Consider the following 17,015-nt stretch of genomic DNA (forward strand, 5'->3'; position numbering starts at 1 on the left):
CGGAGAGTTTCCGACGGCGCAGCCGCAGGGCTGGCGGGCTGGTGCAGTTAGCCGCGGGCGTCCCGGATGGCGCGGTTGACGGCGGAGATGACGGCCTTCAGCGAGGCCATCGAGGTGTTGGCATCGATGCCCACGCCCCAGAGGACCCGCTCGCCGACGGCGCATTCGACATACGCGGCGGCTTGGGCGCTGCCGCCCTCGGACAGGGCGTGCTCGCTGTAGTCCAGGACGCGGACGTCGACGCCGTCTTCGCGGAGGATGCTCAGCAGCGCGGCGATCGGGCCGTTGCCGGTGCCGGTGCGCCGCAGGGGCTTCCCGTCGACCTTCAGCGCGGCGGTGAGGGTCATGGTGCCGTCCTCGTCGGATTCGGTGCTGACCGCGCCGAGCGCGTAGCGGCCCCACTGGCCCTCGGCGGCCGAGGAGGGCAGGTACTCATCCTGGAACACCTGCCACAGCTGGGCGCCGCTGACTTCGCCGCCCACGGCGTCGGTGCGGCGCTGGATGACGCCGGAGAACTCGATCTGGGCCCGGCGCGGCAGGTCCAGGTTGTGCTCGTTCTTCAGCAGGTAGGCCACGCCGCCCTTGCCGGACTGCGAGTTCACCCGGATCACGGCCTCGTAGCTGCGGCCCAGGTCCTTCGGGTCGACCGGCAGGTACGGGACCTGCCATTCGTAGTCGGCCACGTCCTTGCCGGCGGCGGCGGCGTCGCGCTCCAGGGCCTCCAGGCCCTTCTTAATAGCGTCCTGGTGGGAACCGGAGAAGGCGGTGAAGACCAGGTCTCCGCCGTACGGGGTGCGCTCGGCCACCGGCAGCTGGTTGCAGTATTCGACCGTGCGGCGGACCTCGTCGATGTCGGAGAAGTCGATCATCGGGTCGATGCCCTGGACAAACATGTTCAGGCCCAGGGTCACAAGGTCAACGTTGCCGGTCCGCTCACCGTTGCCGAACAGGCAGCCCTCAATCCGGTCCGCGCCGGCCAGGTAGCCCAGTTCGGCGGCGGCGACGCCGGTGCCGCGGTCGTTGTGCGGGTGCAGGGAGAGGATGATCCCCTCGCGCGGGTGCAGGTGGCGGCTCATCCACTCGATCGAGTCGGCGAAGACGTTGGGCGTGGCCATCTCGACGGTCGCGGGCAGGTTGATGATCACCTGGCGGTCCGCGGAGGCTTCGAAGACGTCGGCGACGGCGTTGCAGACGCGCACGGCGTATTCCAGCTCGGTGCCGGTGAACGATTCGGGCGAGTACTCGTAGGTGATGTGCGTGTCGGCGAGGGTTTCCTCGTACTTTTTGCACAGCCGGGCACCCTGCAGGGCGATGTCCAGGATGCCGTCCTCGTCCTGGTTGAACACGACGCGGCGCTGCAGGACCGACGTCGAGTTGTACAGGTGCACGATCGCCTGCTTGGCGCCGACCAGGGATTCGTAGGTCCGCTCGATCAGGTGCTCGCGGGCCTGGGTCAGGACCTGGATGGTGACATCGTCCGGGATGTGGTTGCCCTCGATGAGCTGGCGGACGAAGTCGAAGTCCGTCTGCGAGGCCGACGGAAAGCCGACCTCGATTTCCTTGTAGCCCATCCGGACCAGCAGGTCGAACATCTTCATCTTGCGGGCCGGGCTCATGGGATCGATCAGGGCCTGGTTGCCGTCGCGGAGATCCACGGCGCACCAGCGCGGGGCCGTGGTGATGACCTTGTCCGGCCAGGTCCGGTCCGGCAGTTCGACCGTGATCAGGTCCTGAAACGGGACGTAGCGGTGGACCGGCATACCTGAGGGCTGCTGTGCGTTTCGCATTACTTATCGGGGCCTTTTCTGTGATTCCTGATGAAAGGGTGGCCGGGCAACACAAACTCCGCAGCGAGGTTTGGCCTTGCGCTAGATCGCGTCTGAGGCCCCGCCGCGGCAGCTAAGAAGAAGCAGTTCTGCACGCACATTTTCACGATAACACGGTGCGTAAGATGAAGGAGCGATACCCCCAGCAACGTCCACCATGCAGACGCCGGCCCGGTCATCACGCCCGCGGCGGCGCCTGAACAGAAGGAGCCGCAGTGCCGCTTTCCGGGATTGACCAGTCCACCATCGACGCCGCCGTCCGGCCGCAGGATGACCTGTACCGCCACTTCAACGGCGCCTGGCTGAAGTCCGCCACCATCCCCGATGACCGGCCGCTGGACGGTGCCTTCACCGCCCTCCGCGACGGCGCGGAGCTCGCGGTGCAGGAGATCATCCTGGCCGCCGGCGGCCGGGGCACGGAGGCCAGCGGCATCGAACGCAAGATCGGCGACCTCTACAACAGCTTCATGGACGAGGACGCCGCGGAGGCCAAGGGCGCCGAACCGATCCGGGAGCGGCTGGCCGAAGTCGCCGCCACCGAGTCCGTCGCCGAGCTGCTGCGGCTGGCCGGCCGCCTGTTCCGTGCCGACGTGTCCGGACTGTTCTACATCTACCCGGCTCCCGATGCCGGGAACCCGGACCGGATCCTGCTCTACACCGGGCAGGCTGGCCTGGGCCTCCCGGATGAGTCGTACTACCGGGAAGAACAGTTCGCCGCCACGGTCACCTCCTACCGGGAGCACGTGCGCACCATGCTGCAACTGGCCGGCGTCGCCGACGCGGAGGCCGCCGCGGGGCGCGTGGTGGAACTGGAAACGGCCCTGGCGTCCCACCACTGGGACAAGGTGTCCCTGCGCGATCCGCAGAAGACCTACAACCTCAAGACCGCCGACGAGGTGGCCGGGCTTTTCCCGCTCATGAACGACTGGTTCGACGCCGCCGGCATCGACGAGGACAAGCGCGCCGAGCTGGTGGTCAGCACCCCCGACTTCTTCACCGGCGCGGCGTCGCTGCTGGAGACGGTGCCGCTGGGCACCTGGCAGGAGTGGCTGGCGATGCGCGTCGTCAGCGCCGCAGCCCCGTATCTGTCGTCGGCGTTCGTGGACGCCAACTTCGCGTTCTACGGCACCACCCTCAGCGGCACTCCGCGCAACCGTGACCGCTGGAAGCGCGGCGTCGCCGTCGTCGAGGCCGCCCTTGGTGAGGCCGTGGGGCAGATCTACGTGGCCCGGCACTTCCCGGAGTCGCACAAGGAACGCATGCGGGTCCTCGTGGGGAACCTGATCGAGGCGTACCGCGAATCCATCACCGGCCTGTCCTGGATGGGCGAGGACACCAAGCAGGAGGCGCTGAAGAAGCTGGACGCCTTCCGGCCCAAGATCGGCTACCCGGAGAAGTGGATCGACTACTCCGCCGTCGTGATCGACAAGGACGACCTGCTCGGCAACGTGGAGCGCGCACACAACGCCGACGTCGACCGGCACCTGGACGAGGTGGGCAAGCCAGTGGACCGGGAGAAGTGGCTGATGACCCCGCAGACGGTCAACGCCTACTACCACCCGCTGCTGAACGAGATCGTCTTCCCGGCCGCGATCCTGCAGCCGCCGTTCTTTACCGCAGACGCGGACGACGCCGTCAACTACGGCGGCATCGGCGCGGTGATCGGGCACGAGATCGGCCACGGCTTCGACGACCAGGGCTCCCAGTACGACGGCGACGGCCTGCTGCGCAACTGGTGGACCGAGGCGGACCGGGGCGCGTTCGAGGCCCTCACCTCGAAGCTGGTGGCCCAGTTCGACGCCCTCTCCCCCGCCGAGGCCTCCGGCCGGCACGTCAACGGCAAGCTGACCCTCGGCGAGAACATCGGCGACCTCGGTGGCCTGACCATCGCCTATAAGGCCTACCTGATCAGCCTCAACGGTCAGGAGGCCCCCGTGCTGGACGGCCTGACCGGGGCACAGCGGTTCTTCGCATCCTGGGCGGCGGTCTGGCGCCAGGTGATCCGCAGCGAGGAGGCCATCAAGCGGCTCGCGACCGACCCGCACTCCCCCAACGAGTTCCGCACCAACGAGATCGCCCGGAACCTGGACGCCTTCCACGAGGCGTTCGGGACCACGGAACGGGACGGCATGTGGCTCGCCCCCGCGGAGCGCGTCAGCATCTGGTGACCTGACAGGCACGTCGATACACGAGGAGGCCCGGGCTTTGACGCCCGGGCCTCCTGCGTACCTGCCGTGACCGTCCGGTCAGCGGACGATCATGGCGGGGTTGACCTGCTGGCAGACCGTGTCGCCGGCCGTCTGGTTCACGATGTCCGGCGGCAGCTGCGCGGACGCGGAGGTGGACGGTTGCGCGCCGGCCGCGTAGTCGGCCCCGAGGTAGGCCTGGACGCCGGTGACGTTCGCCGCGGGGAGGACCTTGGAGGACGGGACGCCCAGCAGGGCGGCGACGTCCGCGGCGACGTCCGCGAAGTTCCCGCCGTAGTACACGGCGGTGGACGCGACGGCGGGCGCGGTGAACTGAGCGGTCTGGGTGAAACCGGCGGCGTTCAAGGCGGCCACCGCCTTCGCGGCGTTGGCCGCGTTGGAGCTGCCGTTGGCGACCGTGACCGGCTGCGCGGCCTTGTTGTAGGCGGCTGCGCTCGTGGCGGCCGGTGCGGGAGCGGACGACGCCGCGTCGCTGGCCCCCGCGGTGGGGGCGGCCGAGGCCGGGGCCTTCGGGTCGGTCAGGTCCACGTCGCTGCGGAGTGCGGCGAAGAGCTGGGACGCCGCGGGTTCGGCCAGTTGCAGGCGGTTGCTGTCCGAGACGGCCGGTTCTGTGGGGGTGGCAACGAAGGCGACCTTGCTGATGTCGATGTTCTTCAGCCGGTTGCCGACGGTGAGCAGGGTGGGCACGGACGCCAGTCCATCGTCCACCGTGAGGTTTTTGGTGATGGCGTCCGCGATGCCGAGCATTCGGCCCGGGTTCGTCAGGGTGCCGTCATCCTTGATCTTGCGGACCAGGGAGGAGAGGAAGCCCTGCTGGGCCTTGATCCGGCCGAGGTCGCCGCCGTCGCCGAACGCGTGCCGGGTCCGGACGAAGGAGAGGGCCTGCTCGCCCTGGACCTTGGAGGTGCCCTTGGGCAGCCGCAGGCCTGAATCGGGATCGTAGACGGCGTCGCTGACGCAGACGTCCACGCCGCCGACGGTGTTGGAGAGTTCCTTGACGGAGTTGAAGTCGGCCATCATGAAGTGGTCGATCTCGAGGCCGGTGAGCTTGTTGACGGTGTCCACCGCGCAGCCGATGCCCGCCTCGGACATCGCCGAGTTGATCATGGCCTGGCGCTGGGCCGGGTATTCCTTCTTGGTCTTCTGGTCCACGCACTTGGGGATGTCCACCAGGAGGTCGCGGGGGAAGCTGATGACGCTGACGCGCTTGTTGTCCGCGGAGATGTCCATCATCATCATCACGTCGGAGTGACCGTAGCCGGCGGAGTCCTCGGCGCTGCCGTACTCGGAGTTCTTGCCGTCGCGGGTGTCCGAGCCCAGGATCAGGATCTGCATCCTGTCCGTTGCCTCGTTGACGGCGTCCTCGGTGCGGCCGTTGCCGGCGCCGAGGGCCTGCTTGCTGATGTTCCCCTGCAGCCGGATGAACCAGTAGGACCCGAACGCGATCACGCCCACCAGGAGTACGGAGATCACGATGGTGGTGGCCTTCAGCCAGGTGGGGGTCCGGTGCGTTGCGCCCAGGTGCCGGGCGGGCCCGACGGAGGGGTCATCCGCGTGCCGGGCAGCGGCGCCTGACCGGGCCGGTGGAACGGTCCCGTCTGAACGGTTGTCACGGGGTCGAACCACGGATGGTGCCTTCCGTCGCGGAGTGGGTCTACCCATTTTAGTGCCCCGCGGCGGAAAAGCTGTGACCGGCCCCCGCCCTGCGCGGGTTGGGGCCGGCCGGGAGGGTCAGAAGCCCAGCTTCACCAGCTGCTTCGGGTCCCGCTGCCAATCCTTGGCGACCTTCACGTGCAGGTCCAGGTAGATCCGCGCGCCCAGCAGCGCCTCGATGCCCTTTCGCGCGTTGGTGCCGACTTCCCGGAGCCGGGCGCCGCCCTTGCCGATGATGATGGCCTTCTGCGAGGGCCGTTCGACGTACAGGTTGACCCGGACATCCAGGAAAGGACGGTCCTCGGGACGGTCCTCGCGCGGCACGATTTCCTCCACGACGACGGCCAGGGAGTGCGGCAGCTCGTCACGGACGCCCTCGAGCGCGGCCTCACGGATCAGTTCGGCGATCATCACGGCCTCGGGCTCGTCCGTGAGGTGGCCGTCCGGGTAGAGCGGGGGCGACGGCGGCATGTGGCTGATCAGCACATCGGCGACCGTGTCCACCTGGAAACCGTCCGCGGCGGAGACGGGGACGATGCCCTTCCAGCCCTCCTCCCCGAGGACCTCCCGGCCCAGGGCGGCGACGGCGAGCAGCTGCTCGGTGAGGGCCTGCCGGTCCACCGTGTCCGCCTTCGTGACCAGCGCGATCACGGGTTTGCGGCCGAGGGCGGCCAGCTGGGCGGCGATGAACTTGTCGCCGGGGCCGATCTTCTCGTTCGCCGGGAGGCAGAAACCGATCGCATCGACCTCGGCCAGGGTGTCCGCCACGAGTTCGTTCAGGCGCTTGCCGAGCAGGGTGCGGGGCCGGTGCAGGCCCGGAGTGTCCACCAGGACCAACTGCGAGTCCTCGCGGTGCACGATCCCGCGGATCGTGTGCCGGGTGGTCTGCGGCTTGGCGGAGGTGATGGCCACCTTCTGCCCCACCAGGGCGTTGGTCAGGGTGGACTTTCCGGCGTTGGGGCGTCCCACCAGCACCGCGAACCCGGCCCGGTACCCGCCGTAGGGCGCTCCGCCGTCGGACTTATTCTGCTTGCTCACGTGGAACTCCCTGTTGCATTGTGTCGGCCTCGTCGAGTAGCTCTCCAAGGTCAGTGTCTTCCTTTGGCGCTGCCGCCGCAATGACGTGGCTGACGCGGTTCCGGCGGCCCTCGAGCCGGTCGGCGCGGAGGGTCACGCCGTCGACCGTGACGGTGCTTCCCACGATCGGGACCCGGCCCAGGGCCTTCGCGAGCAGGCCGCCCACGGTGTCCACCTCGTCGTCGTCGAGCTCCAGGTCGAAGAGCTCGCCCAGGTCGTCGATGCTCATCTTGGCGCTCACCCGGTAGGTGCCGTCGCCCAGCTCGACGGCCTCGGCGGACTCCGTGTCGTATTCGTCGACGATCTCGCCGACGAGTTCCTCGATCAGGTCCTCCAGGGTGACCAGGCCGGCGGTGCCGCCGTATTCGTCGATGACGATGGCCACGTGGGTGGATTCCTTCTGCAGCTCGCGCAGCAGTTCGCTGACGGGCTTGGAGTCGGGAACGTAGCGCACCTCGCGGGCGAGGGCGTCCACCGCGGGCGGTTCGACGCCGGGTTCCAGGTTGTGGATCACGGCGGCGACGTCCTTGAGGTAGACGATGCCGAGGACCTGGTCGGTGCTCTCGCCGATCACCGGGATCCGGGAATAGCCGGAGCGGAGGAACAGGGACATGGCGCGGTGCAGGCTGGAGCCGGAATCGATGGTGAGGATGTCCGTGCGGGGCACCATCACGGCGCGGACCAGGGTGTCGCCGAAGTCGAAGACGGACTGGATCAGTTCCGCCTCGTCGTTCTCGATCACCTCGGATTCGCTGGCGCGTTCGACGAGTTCGCGGAACTCCTCTTCGCTGAAGAACGCCTCATTGTCCGCCGGGGCGCCGGGGGCGACGGCGCTGCCGAGGGTGACCAGCCAGCCCGGGATGGGGCCGAGCACCCAGCAGAGCCAACGGATCAGCGGGGCGGAGAAACGCACCAGCCCGGCGGAGTGCACGCGGCCCAGCTGGCGCGGGGAAACCCCCACGATCACGAAGCCGAGGATCGCCATGATGCCGGTGGCGATCAGGCCGGCCAGCCAGACGTTATCCAGCACGCTGTGCAGCAGCACGGTCACGGCCACCGCGGAGGCCATCTCGAACCAGATCCGCCAGAACCGCAGGGCGCGCATGTGCGCCACCGGCTGGGCGAGGATCCGTTTGAGGGCGGTGCCGCGGCTGTTAAGCACCGCCGCCTCGGCGTCGTGCCGAGGGAGGTAGTTGAAGGCTGCCTCGGCCGCTGTCAAAAGCGCGGCAAAACTCAGGAAGACCAGCGACATGCCGGCCAGGATCAGTGGGGTCACTGAATCGTCTCTGCCGGGGCTTCCCGGCCGGTGAAGCCGGAGAGGAGTTCGCGCTGCAGGCCGAACATCTCTTCCTTCTCCTCCGGCTCGGCGTGGTCGAAGCCGAGCAGGTGCAGGATGCCGTGCGTGGTGAGGAGCAGCATCTCGTCCTGGGTGGAGTGGCCGGCGTTCTGGGCCTGGATCTCGGCGACCTGCGGGCAGATGGCGATGTCACCGAGCATGCCCTGCGGGGTGGGCTTGTCCGGGGTGCCGGGGGTCAGCTCGTCCATCGGGACGGAGAGGACGTCGGTGGAACCAGGCTCGTCCATCAGTTCGATGTGCAGCTTTTCCATCGCGGGCTCGTCCACCAGCAGGATGGACAGCTCCGCCTGCGGGTGGATGAAGAGCCGTTCGAAGACGTATCGGGCCAGCGCCACCAATTCGGCCTCGTCGACGGCGATGCCGGATTCGTTGTTGACCTCGATGCTCATGCGTGTTCTCCCCGGTTGTCCCGGGCGACGGAGTGCTTGACCCGGTTTCGTTGTGTTTCGTCCCAGACGCTGTAGGCGTTGACGATGTCGCCCACCAGCCGGTGCCGGACGACGTCGGCGGCGTCCAGGACGGAAAAGTTGACGTCCTCGATGCCCTGCAGGATGTCCTCGACGATCCGCAGGCCGGACCGGGTACCGAACGGCAGGTCCACCTGGGTGATGTCGCCGGTGACCACCATCTTGGAGCCGAAGCCCAGGCGGGTGAGGAACATCTTCATCTGCTCCGGCGTCGTGTTCTGGGCCTCGTCCAGGATGATGAAGGCGTCGTTCAGGGTCCGGCCGCGCATGTAGGCCAGCGGGGCCACCTCGATGGTGCCCGCGGCCATCAGGCGGGGGATGGACTCCGGGTCCATCATGTCGTGCAGCGCGTCGTAGAGCGGCCGCAGGTAGGGATCGATCTTGTCGCTCAGCGTTCCGGGCAGGAAGCCGAGCCGCTCACCGGCCTCGACGGCGGGGCGGGTGAGGATGATCCGGCTGACTTCCTTCTGCTGCAGCGCCTGCACGGCCTTGGCCATGGCCAGGTAGGTCTTGCCCGTGCCGGCGGGACCGATGCCGAAGATCACGGTGTTCGCGTCGATGGCGTCCACGTAGTTCTTCTGGTTCAGCGTCTTGGGCCGGATGGTCTTGCCGCGGCTGGAGAGGATGTTGGTGGTCAGCACCTCCACCGGGTTCTGCAGCGACTGGCTGCGGAGCATGGAGACGAGCTGCTGCAGGACGGCCGGGGTGATGACCGTGCCGCGGGCCACCAGGCCGCGCACCTCGTTCAGGAGCCGCATGATCCGGGGGACGTCCGCCGGCGGGCCGCTGATGGAGAGTTCGTTGCCGCGGACGTGGAAGTCGACGCCGGGGTACTGGGATTCGATGAAGCGCAGCGCCTCGTCGTGGCTGCCCAGCGACTGCACCATCTGGCCCGAGTTCTCGAAGACCACGACCTCCGTCCGCACGCCTGGGATGGAGTGGGGAAATTCCCCGGTGGTGCGTTCGCCCGCGGTGGTCCGGGCCTTGCCGTTGGCTGCTTCAGTCATGGTGATGGCCCGCGGGCCTCTGGTTCCCTCCAGCTCGAATATGCTCCGTCGCCGCCGCTCCCGTCTCGCCGCCGTGAGGTGCGGCGTCGCCGGGTCCGGCGGTCCTCCCATCTTACGTCAGGAGACCGCCGCCGTGCCGCGCTCCAAGCCCGGCCGGACGGGGCGCCCCAACGCCGGGCCGCCGTCGCCACCGGCCGCTTCCACGGCGCCTTCCGGTGGCCCGCCCGACGCCCTTTTCGACGTCCCGTCGACGCCGTGGCGGCAGCGGTTAGCCGGCTTTAGGTATCAACTTCATATCGGCCTCATATCGTTCCCGTTGCAGTTTGTTCGGGTGCCCCGCTTCCCCGCCGGCGTGCACTTCCCCTGTGCCATGCTGGATTGGGCCTATCGGTCCCGGCCGGCGACGGCCCGCACATCAACGACCACCGCGAGAGGGAGCACCGCAATCGGCATCAAGGGCGCCAGCAGTCAGGGCACGAGGACCGCGACGGCGGCACGGCGCATGCGCCGCGGCCTGCTGCTGTTCGTGCTGCCCGCTTCCCTGGTGCTCTCCGGTTGCGTCGCCAACCCCCGGCAGGACATCACCGACGCCGGCTCCCCCACCCAGACGGTGCCGGGACCCGCGGACGGGACCACCGCCACGAGCGCCCCGCTGGAATCCGCGCAGGCCTCCAACAAGGCCCCGGTGTACTGGATCGGCCGCAGCAACAACAACGTCTTCCTCTACCGCGAATTCCGGGACGTCTCCGAGGACGACAACCCCGTGACCCGCGCGTTGCGGGTGATGATGTCCCAGAAGCCGCTGGACCCTGACTTCTTCACCCCGTGGCAGAATCCGCGCAAGCTCGCCACGTCGATCTCCGGCAAGAACACCATCACGGTGGACGTGTCCTCCGACGCGTTCAACAGCAACCTCGACGCCGACATGGCCGAGCGCGCCATCCAGCAGCTGGTCTACACGGCCACCGCCGCCGCGGCCAGCGCCGGGCTGACGGACTCCGGGCAGCAGATCCAGGTGGTCATCCTTGTGGACGGCCACACCGACTACGTCGCGTTCAACCGGGTCCGGCTGGGCGCACCCACCTCCCGCAGCGCCGGCATGGTGGCGCCGGTGTGGATCATCGACCCGCAGGAGGGCACCACCGTGGCCGACGGCGCGGTAAAGATCTCCGGCCGCAGCACCTCGCCGGGCGGGAAGCTCCGCTGGGAGATCCAGAAGGTCGACGGCACCGCCAAGACCCCGTACCAGAGCGGCATGATGACCGCGGCGGCAGACGCGCAGCAGTCGGGGCTGTTCAGCTTCACCCTGAACTTGGGACCGGGCAGTTACGAGGCGCGGGTCTCCCAGGTGGACGCGAACGGCAAGGCCACCGACCTCAACGTCGACACCCGCGGCTTCACGGTTAAATAGCCCGGTCCAATAGCACCGTCAAATAGCCCGGCTAATTGACCACCTAAAACACAGCTAAGCAGCCTGCCGGGTAGCCGCTACCAGCGGCCCAGGATGTCGCTGGCCAGCACGGTGGCCGCGGGCCCGGCGGTGGAGGACCGCAGCACGTGGTGCCCCAACAGCGCGGTCACGGCCCCGGCATCACAGAGCCGGGTGACCTCCCGCGGGCTGATCCCGCCCTCCGGTCCCACGATCAGCAGCACCTCGCGCGGCGCCGCGCCGTCGTCCGCGCCAACAACTTTCTCCTGCCAGTCGGCCAGCACCCGGCGCAGCGGCCGGACGGCGTCCTCGTGCAGGATCACGGCCAGCCCGGCGGATGCCACCGTGGCGGCGACCGCCGCCTGCAGCGAGCCGCCGTCCACGGCGGCGCGGACCTCGGGGATCCAGGCGCGGCGGGCCTGCTTCGCCGCCGCCGTCACCACGGACTGCCACTTGGCGTGCGCCTTCGCGGCGCGTTCGGGCTTCCAGCGGACGATCGACCGTTCGGCCTGCCACGGGACGACGGCGTCGATCCCCAGCTCCGTCGCGGTCTCGGCCGCGAGTTCGTCCCGGTCACCCTTCGCCAGGGCCTGCACCAGCACCAGCCGCACCGTGGGACGCGGCTCGTCGTTGACCGCGGTGCACTCGAGCGTCAGCTCCTGGGGCCCGGCGCCGGTGACCGTGCCGGTGATCCGGCGGCCGGCGCCGTCGGCGATGTCCACCTGCTCCCCCGCAGCGAGGCGCTTGACCGTGACGGCATGCCGCGCCTCGGCGCCGTCCAGCACGAAGGTGGAACCGGGGGCCTGGTTGTCCAGGGTTCCGGCGGGGGTGAAGAAGACCGGGTTGCTCACCGCTACAGGTTACCGAGGCGGTCCCGCAGCTTGGCGAAGACCCCGCCGCTGGCGGCCAGCTTGCCCTCGGTGAACTGCTCGCCGCGGAGCTTGGCCAGCTGGCGCATGAGGTCCTCCTGGGCGGCGTCGAGCTTGGCGGGGGTCTCCACCTGGAGGTGCACCTTGAGGTCGCCGCGGCCGTAGCCGCGCAGGTGGGTGACGCCGAGCCCGCGCAGGGTGATGACCTCGCCGGACTGAGTGCCGCTCTTGACGTCGATTTCCTGCTGCCCGTCGAAGGTGTCCAGGGTCAGCTCGGTGCCGAGGGCCGCGGCCGTCATCGGAATGGTGAGGCTGGCGTGCAGATCGTCGCCCTCGCGGACGAAGGTCGGGTCGTTGTTGACCCGGATCTCCACGTACAGGTCGCCGGAGGGGCCGCCCGCCGGGCCGGCCTCGCCCTGGCCGGAGAGCTGGATCCGGGTGCCGGTGGCAACGCCGGCGGGGACCTTGACGGTCAGCGACCGGCGGCTGCGGATCCGGCCCTGGCCGGCGCACTCGTTGCAGGGGTCCTTGATGACGGTGCCGAAGCCCTCGCAGCTGCCGCATGGGGCGGTGGTCATGACCTGGCCCAGGATGGAGCGGACCGGGCGCTGGACCTGGCCGCTGCCGCCGCAAATGTCGCAGCGTTCCGGGTGGCTGCCCTCGCGGCAGCAGGAGCCCTCACAGGTGGGGCAGGTGACGGCGGTGTCCACCTCGAGCTTCTTGTTGACGCCGAAGACGGCGTCGCGCAGCTCGATCCGGACGCTGATCAGCGCGTCCTGGCCGCGGCGGACGCGGGAGGCCGGGCCGCCGGCTCCGGCGGCACCGCCGAAGAAGGTCTCGAAGATGTCCTGGAACGCGAAGCCCTGACCGGCGTAGCTGCCGCCGCCGAAGCCGTTGTCCGTGCCGTTCTCGTTGCCGGTGGTGTCGTAGACGCGGCGCTTCTGCGGGTCGGAGAGCACCTCGTAGGCGTGGGTGACCGCCTTGAAGCGCTCGGACGCGTCCTCGCCCGGGTTGACGTCCGGGTGCAGGGTCCGCGCGAGTTTGCGGTAGGCCTTCTTGATTTCCTCGCCGGTTGCTTCGCGGGAGACTCCAAGAACGTCGTAGTGGCTGCTCAAAGTGTGTATCTCTTCCTTTTTGTACTGCCGGTGCTGGGCGACAAGCCTGGTGGTGGATCCGGCCGGTCAGGGCCCGAGGATCCGTGAAAGGTAGCGGGCCACCGCGCGGACGGCGGCCATAGTGGTGGGGTAATCCATCCGGGTGGGGCCGAGGATGCCCACCTTGGCGGTGGCGTCGGGGCCGTACCCGGTGGCCACCACGGAGGCCTCGGAGAGCCCGTCGTAGGGGTTCTCCCGGCCGATGCTGACGGTCACGCCGCGGGGGTCCTCGGCCATGTCCGAGAGCAGCCGGAGCATGACCACCTGCTCCTCGAGGGCCTCGAGGACGGGGCCAATGCTCAGCGGGAAGTCAACGTTGGAGCGGGCGAGGTTGGCCGTGCCGGCCATCACCATCCGCTCCTCGCGGCTGCTGGCGGCCAGCGCCTCCAGTCCGCGGGCCAGCGCCTGGGCGGCGCCGCGGCGGGCGGGGGCGGTGCTGTCGACGACGTCGGGCAGGGTCTGCGGGAGCAGGCTCAACGGGGTTCCGCCGAGCCGGCCGAGGAAGACGCCCCGCAGCTCGGCGAGGGTTTCGTCGCCAAGGTCCTGGCCGACGTCGATGACGCGCTGTTCGACCTTGCCGGTGTCAGCGATGAGGACGGTCAGCACCTTCCGCGGTGCCAGCAGCACAAACTCGATGTGCCGCACCCGCGCTCGGCTGAGCAGCGGGTACTGCACCACGGCCACCTGGTTGGTCAGCTGCGCCAACAGGCGCACGGTCCGGTCCAGGACGTCGTCGAGGTCTTCGGAGCCCTCCAGCAGGGCCTGGATGGCCCGCCGCTCCGCCGGGGACAGCGGCTTGACCGCGGAGATGCGGTCCACGAAGAGCCGGTAGCCCTTGTCCGTGGGGATCCGGCCGGCGCTGGTGTGCGGGGCGGTGATCAGCCCCTCGTCCTCCAGCGCGGCCATGTCGTTGCGGATCGTTGCGCTGGAGACGCCCAAGTGGTGGCGTTCCACCAGCGCCTTGGAGCCCACGGGTTCACGGGAATGGACGTAGTCCTCCACGATGGCGCGCAGCACTTCGAGTTTGCGTGGTTCGCTCACGCCGCACCTCCAATCGAGCCTCAACCGTCAACCGGCGCCCGCCGCCCGGAAGAACCCGGGGGTTAGCACTCGGCATGCCTCAGTGCTAACCAGTCTAATATGTCCGGCCGCGTTGTTAGCATTGGATTCGCTCCGGGCGTGACCGTGGCAAGCCGGGCGACTGCCCGGCGCGGCCGGCCACCACCCCGGCCCGACGCAGTCCCCCGTTGCAGTTCCGCCCCGATGCAAAGCAGTGTGTAACCGATGTCCTATCAGAACTGGGGCCCGCAGGACCTCACCGCCCCCGCCCCTTCCCAGCTGCCCGAGGTCCCGGTGCAGCGCGGCATGGTCCTCGAGGACGTGCAGTCCGGCTGGGTTGGTGCCGTCACCCGGGTGGAGAAGTCCGGCGGCATGCACGTCGTGGCCCTTGAGGATCGGCGCGGGAAGTCCCGGACTTTCCGACTCGGCTACGGCTTCCTCCTGGAGGGCCGGCCCATCCGGCTGATGCCGCCGGCACCCCGGGCGCCCGCAGGACCGGCAGCCGGGACGCGCACGGCGTCCGGCTCGGTGCGCGTGGAGGGCCAGCGGGCGCAGGTGGCCAAGGCCAGCCGGATCTGGGTTGAGGGCAAACACGACGCCGAACTGGTCGAGAAGGTCTGGGGCGACGATCTCCGGGTCGAGGGCATCGTCGTCGAACCCCTGCACGGCATCGACGATCTCTCAGCCGCGGTCAGGGACTTCCGTCCGGGTCCCGGCCGCCGCCTCGGCGTCTTGGTGGACCACCTGGTGGCCGATTCCAAGGAGTCCCGGATCGCCGAGGCCGTCATGGCTTCCCCCGGAGCCCGCGGAAACGTCCTGATCGTCGGCCACCCGTACATTGACGTCTGGCAGGCCATCCGGCCGTCCGTGCTGGGCATCGAACGCTGGCCCGTGATCCCCCGCGGCGTGGACTGGAAGACCGGCATCCTGACCGCCTTCGGCTGGCCGCACAGCACCAAGGAGGACATCGGGTTGGGCTGGCAGAAACTCCTCGGCGCCGTCCGCAGCTACGCCGACCTGGAACCCTCGCTTCTGGGCCGGGTGGAGGAGGTCATCGACTTCCTCACCGCCCCGGAACAGTAGGGCCCGTCCGGCAAGGTGGCGGGCGTCGGCGCCCAAGCAAGTATTCTTGATACGGTGGCCGCCGCGTTGTGACGGTGGCCGCGCCCGCACAGGTACCAACGCTCCACCGCAATCCAAAGGACGAAACGTGGCAGAAGACGCACGCGAACACACGGACCCCCAGGCCGGTCACGGCCAGTCGCAGTACCATGGCGTTCCCGCAAATGCGCTTCCCCTGACCGCCAGCGAGGACCGTCAGTGGGCCACCCTGTCGCACTTCGGCGGCATCCTCGGCTGCATCCCGTCGCTGCTGATTTACCTGATTTTCAAGGACCGCGGACCCTTCACCGCCCAGGAGTCCAAGGAAGCGCTGAACTTCACCCTGCCGCCGACGATCGCGGCCGTGGTGGCCAACCTGCTGGTGTTCGTCCCCGTGGTGGGCAACCTGTTCGCGGTCCTGGCCACGGTCATCTGGATCGCGCTGGCCTGCTTCTCCGTGGCGGCCGGCATCCACGTCAACCGCGGCCAGCCGCACCGCTACGAATTCAACCTGCGCTGGATCAAGTAGCGCCGGTTCCCACAACGTCAACGGGCACCCCGGGGATTTCTCCCGGGGTGCCCGTTTTTGTCTTTCCCTGGTGCGGGCGGCTCGCCGGCCCGGCGGGTCAGTCCGGCAGCAGCCGTCGGACGACGGCGTCGGCCAGGAGGCGGCCCTTCAGCGTAAGGACCAGCCGGCCGCGGAAGGCCTGCGCCGGTTCCACGAGTCCGTCGGCGATCAGTCCCGCGACGGCGTGCCGGCCGGTTTCCTCCAGCCCGCCCAGGCTGGGGATGTCCAGGCCCGAGACCAGCCGCGCCTCGAGCATGATGCGCTCGATATTGCGGGTCTCCGAGTCCAGGGTTTCCCGGCCCGCCGCCGGGGAGGCGCCGGAGTCCAGCCGGGCGGCGTAGGCGACGGGGTGCTTGACGTTCCACCAGCGGACGCCGCCGACGTGCGAGTGGGCCCCCGGACCGATCCCCCACCAGTCGTCCCCGCGCCAGTAGGCGAGGTTGTGGCGGCAAGCCTGCTCCGGCGTCGCCGCCCAGTTGCTGACCTCGTACCAGCCCAGCCCGGCGGCGGAAATGAGTTCGTCGGCCAGTTCGTACTTGGCCGCGTGGTCGTCGTCGTCGATCCCCGGGACCTCGCCGCGGCGGATCTGGGCGGCGAGCTTGGTGCCCTCCTCGACGATCAGGGCATAGGCGCTGATGTGGTCCGGGCGGTAGGACAGGGCCGTCTCCAGTGAATGGCGCCAGTCCTCCAGCGACTCACCGGGTGTGCCGTAGATCAGGTCGAGGCTGACGGCCAGCCCGGCCTCGCGGGCCCACTCCACCACCAGGGGCACCCGGCTGGGCGTGTGGGTGCGGTCCAGGACCTTGAGCACGTGGGGCACGGCGGACTGCATCCCGAAGGACACCCGGGTGAAGCCGGCGTCGGCCAGGAGCTGCAGGGACTCGCGGGTCACCGAGTCCGGGTTCGCCTCGGTGGTCACCTCGGCGCCGGGCGCAAGGCCCCAGGTGTCGACGGCGGCACGCAGGATGCGGGCCAGGTCTTCCGCTGGAAGGAGGGTGGGGGTGCCGCCGCCGAAGAAGACGGTGCTGAGCGGACGCTCCGGCAACCCGGAATCGGCCAGGGCGCGGGCCGCGAATCCGACCTCCGCGACGGCGGTGTCGGCGTAGGCATCCTGGGACGCCCCGCCGCCGAGTTCCGTGGCGGTGTAGGTGTTGAAGTCGCAGTAGCCGCAGCGCACCGCGCAGAACGGGATGTGAACGTAGAGCCCGAAGGCCCGGCCCCCGGCGCCCTCCAGCGCCTGG

The 17,015-nt window shown here is 69.3% G+C and carries 14 protein-coding genes; 4 read left to right on the top strand and 10 right to left on the bottom strand.

The annotated features are described in order from the left end of the window. Window positions 1–47: 47 nt before the first annotated feature. Entirely contained in the window at window positions 48–1,787 is a 1,740-nt protein-coding gene (gene leuA, locus AB0305_RS16535) for a 2-isopropylmalate synthase (protein WP_364135605.1), read from the bottom strand. Between the two features lie 254 nt (window positions 1,788–2,041). On the opposite strand from leuA, the gene AB0305_RS16540 reads away from it, so the two are divergent. Continuing rightward, the gene (locus tag AB0305_RS16540) at window positions 2,042–3,994 is read left to right on the top strand and encodes a M13-type metalloendopeptidase (protein ID WP_364135602.1); all 1,953 of its coding nucleotides are present in this window, start codon (window positions 2,042–2,044) and stop codon (window positions 3,992–3,994) included. A gap of 78 nt (window positions 3,995–4,072) precedes the next feature. Here the strand turns inward: AB0305_RS16540 and AB0305_RS16545 are convergent, their stop codons facing one another. From AB0305_RS16545 to AB0305_RS16565, 5 genes are all read right to left on the bottom strand, one after another. Beyond that, window positions 4,073–5,659 (bottom strand): LCP family protein, encoded by a 1,587-nt coding sequence (locus AB0305_RS16545; protein ID WP_364135599.1) that lies wholly within the window; start codon window positions 5,657–5,659, stop codon window positions 4,073–4,075. A gap of 105 nt (window positions 5,660–5,764) precedes the next feature. Further along, window positions 5,765–6,724 carry a GTPase Era gene (gene era / locus AB0305_RS16550; RefSeq protein WP_364135596.1) on the bottom strand — a complete coding sequence of 320 codons (960 nt, stop codon included), beginning with the start codon at window positions 6,722–6,724 and terminating at the stop codon, window positions 5,765–5,767. Beyond that, the gene (locus AB0305_RS16555) at window positions 6,708–8,039 is read right to left on the bottom strand and encodes a hemolysin family protein (protein WP_364135593.1); all 1,332 of its coding nucleotides are present in this window, start codon (window positions 8,037–8,039) and stop codon (window positions 6,708–6,710) included. The genes era and AB0305_RS16555 overlap by 17 nt, the downstream gene beginning before the upstream one ends. Then, on the bottom strand, window positions 8,036–8,509 hold the full coding sequence (ybeY, locus tag AB0305_RS16560) for an rRNA maturation RNase YbeY (RefSeq protein ID WP_290257784.1): 474 nt from the start codon (window positions 8,507–8,509) through the stop codon (window positions 8,036–8,038). Before ybeY ends, AB0305_RS16555 begins: the two co-directional genes overlap by 4 nt. Then, window positions 8,506–9,594 carry a PhoH family protein gene (locus AB0305_RS16565; RefSeq protein ID WP_364135588.1) on the bottom strand — a complete coding sequence of 363 codons (1,089 nt, stop codon included), beginning with the start codon at window positions 9,592–9,594 and terminating at the stop codon, window positions 8,506–8,508. The genes ybeY and AB0305_RS16565 overlap by 4 nt, the downstream gene beginning before the upstream one ends. A 502-nt stretch (window positions 9,595–10,096) precedes the next feature. Between AB0305_RS16565 and AB0305_RS16570 the strand changes: the two genes are divergently transcribed. Continuing rightward, window positions 10,097–11,005 (top strand): GerMN domain-containing protein, encoded by a 909-nt coding sequence (locus AB0305_RS16570; RefSeq protein WP_364135820.1) that lies wholly within the window; start codon window positions 10,097–10,099, stop codon window positions 11,003–11,005. Between the two features lie 77 nt (window positions 11,006–11,082). Here AB0305_RS16570 and AB0305_RS16575 read toward each other — a convergent pair whose 3' ends face one another. From AB0305_RS16575 to hrcA, 3 genes are all read right to left on the bottom strand, one after another. After that, the gene (locus AB0305_RS16575) at window positions 11,083–11,874 is read right to left on the bottom strand and encodes a 16S rRNA (uracil(1498)-N(3))-methyltransferase (protein WP_364135585.1); all 792 of its coding nucleotides are present in this window, start codon (window positions 11,872–11,874) and stop codon (window positions 11,083–11,085) included. Between the two features lie 2 nt (window positions 11,875–11,876). Further along, window positions 11,877–13,007, bottom strand: coding sequence for a molecular chaperone DnaJ (dnaJ, locus tag AB0305_RS16580; RefSeq protein ID WP_290257781.1), 1,131 nt, complete (start codon window positions 13,005–13,007; stop codon window positions 11,877–11,879). 66 nt (window positions 13,008–13,073) lie between these two features. Then, window positions 13,074–14,087 carry a heat-inducible transcriptional repressor HrcA gene (gene hrcA / locus AB0305_RS16585; protein WP_364135582.1) on the bottom strand — a complete coding sequence of 338 codons (1,014 nt, stop codon included), beginning with the start codon at window positions 14,085–14,087 and terminating at the stop codon, window positions 13,074–13,076. Between the two features lie 243 nt (window positions 14,088–14,330). On the opposite strand from hrcA, the gene AB0305_RS16590 reads away from it, so the two are divergent. Together AB0305_RS16590 and AB0305_RS16595 are read left to right on the top strand one after the other, a co-directional pair. Next, the gene (locus AB0305_RS16590; protein ID WP_364135579.1) at window positions 14,331–15,188 is read left to right on the top strand and encodes a DUF3097 domain-containing protein; all 858 of its coding nucleotides are present in this window, start codon (window positions 14,331–14,333) and stop codon (window positions 15,186–15,188) included. A 127-nt stretch (window positions 15,189–15,315) separates the two neighbouring features. Next, window positions 15,316–15,735, top strand: coding sequence for a DUF4870 domain-containing protein (locus AB0305_RS16595; RefSeq protein WP_290257778.1), 420 nt, complete (start codon window positions 15,316–15,318; stop codon window positions 15,733–15,735). Between the two features lie 97 nt (window positions 15,736–15,832). Here AB0305_RS16595 and hemW read toward each other — a convergent pair whose 3' ends face one another. Then, window positions 15,833–17,008, bottom strand: coding sequence for a radical SAM family heme chaperone HemW (gene hemW / locus AB0305_RS16600; protein ID WP_366173433.1), 1,176 nt, complete (start codon window positions 17,006–17,008; stop codon window positions 15,833–15,835). Window positions 17,009–17,015: the final 7 nt, after the last annotated feature.

The sequence above is a fragment of the Arthrobacter sp. NPDC080086 genome, assembly GCF_040702285.1.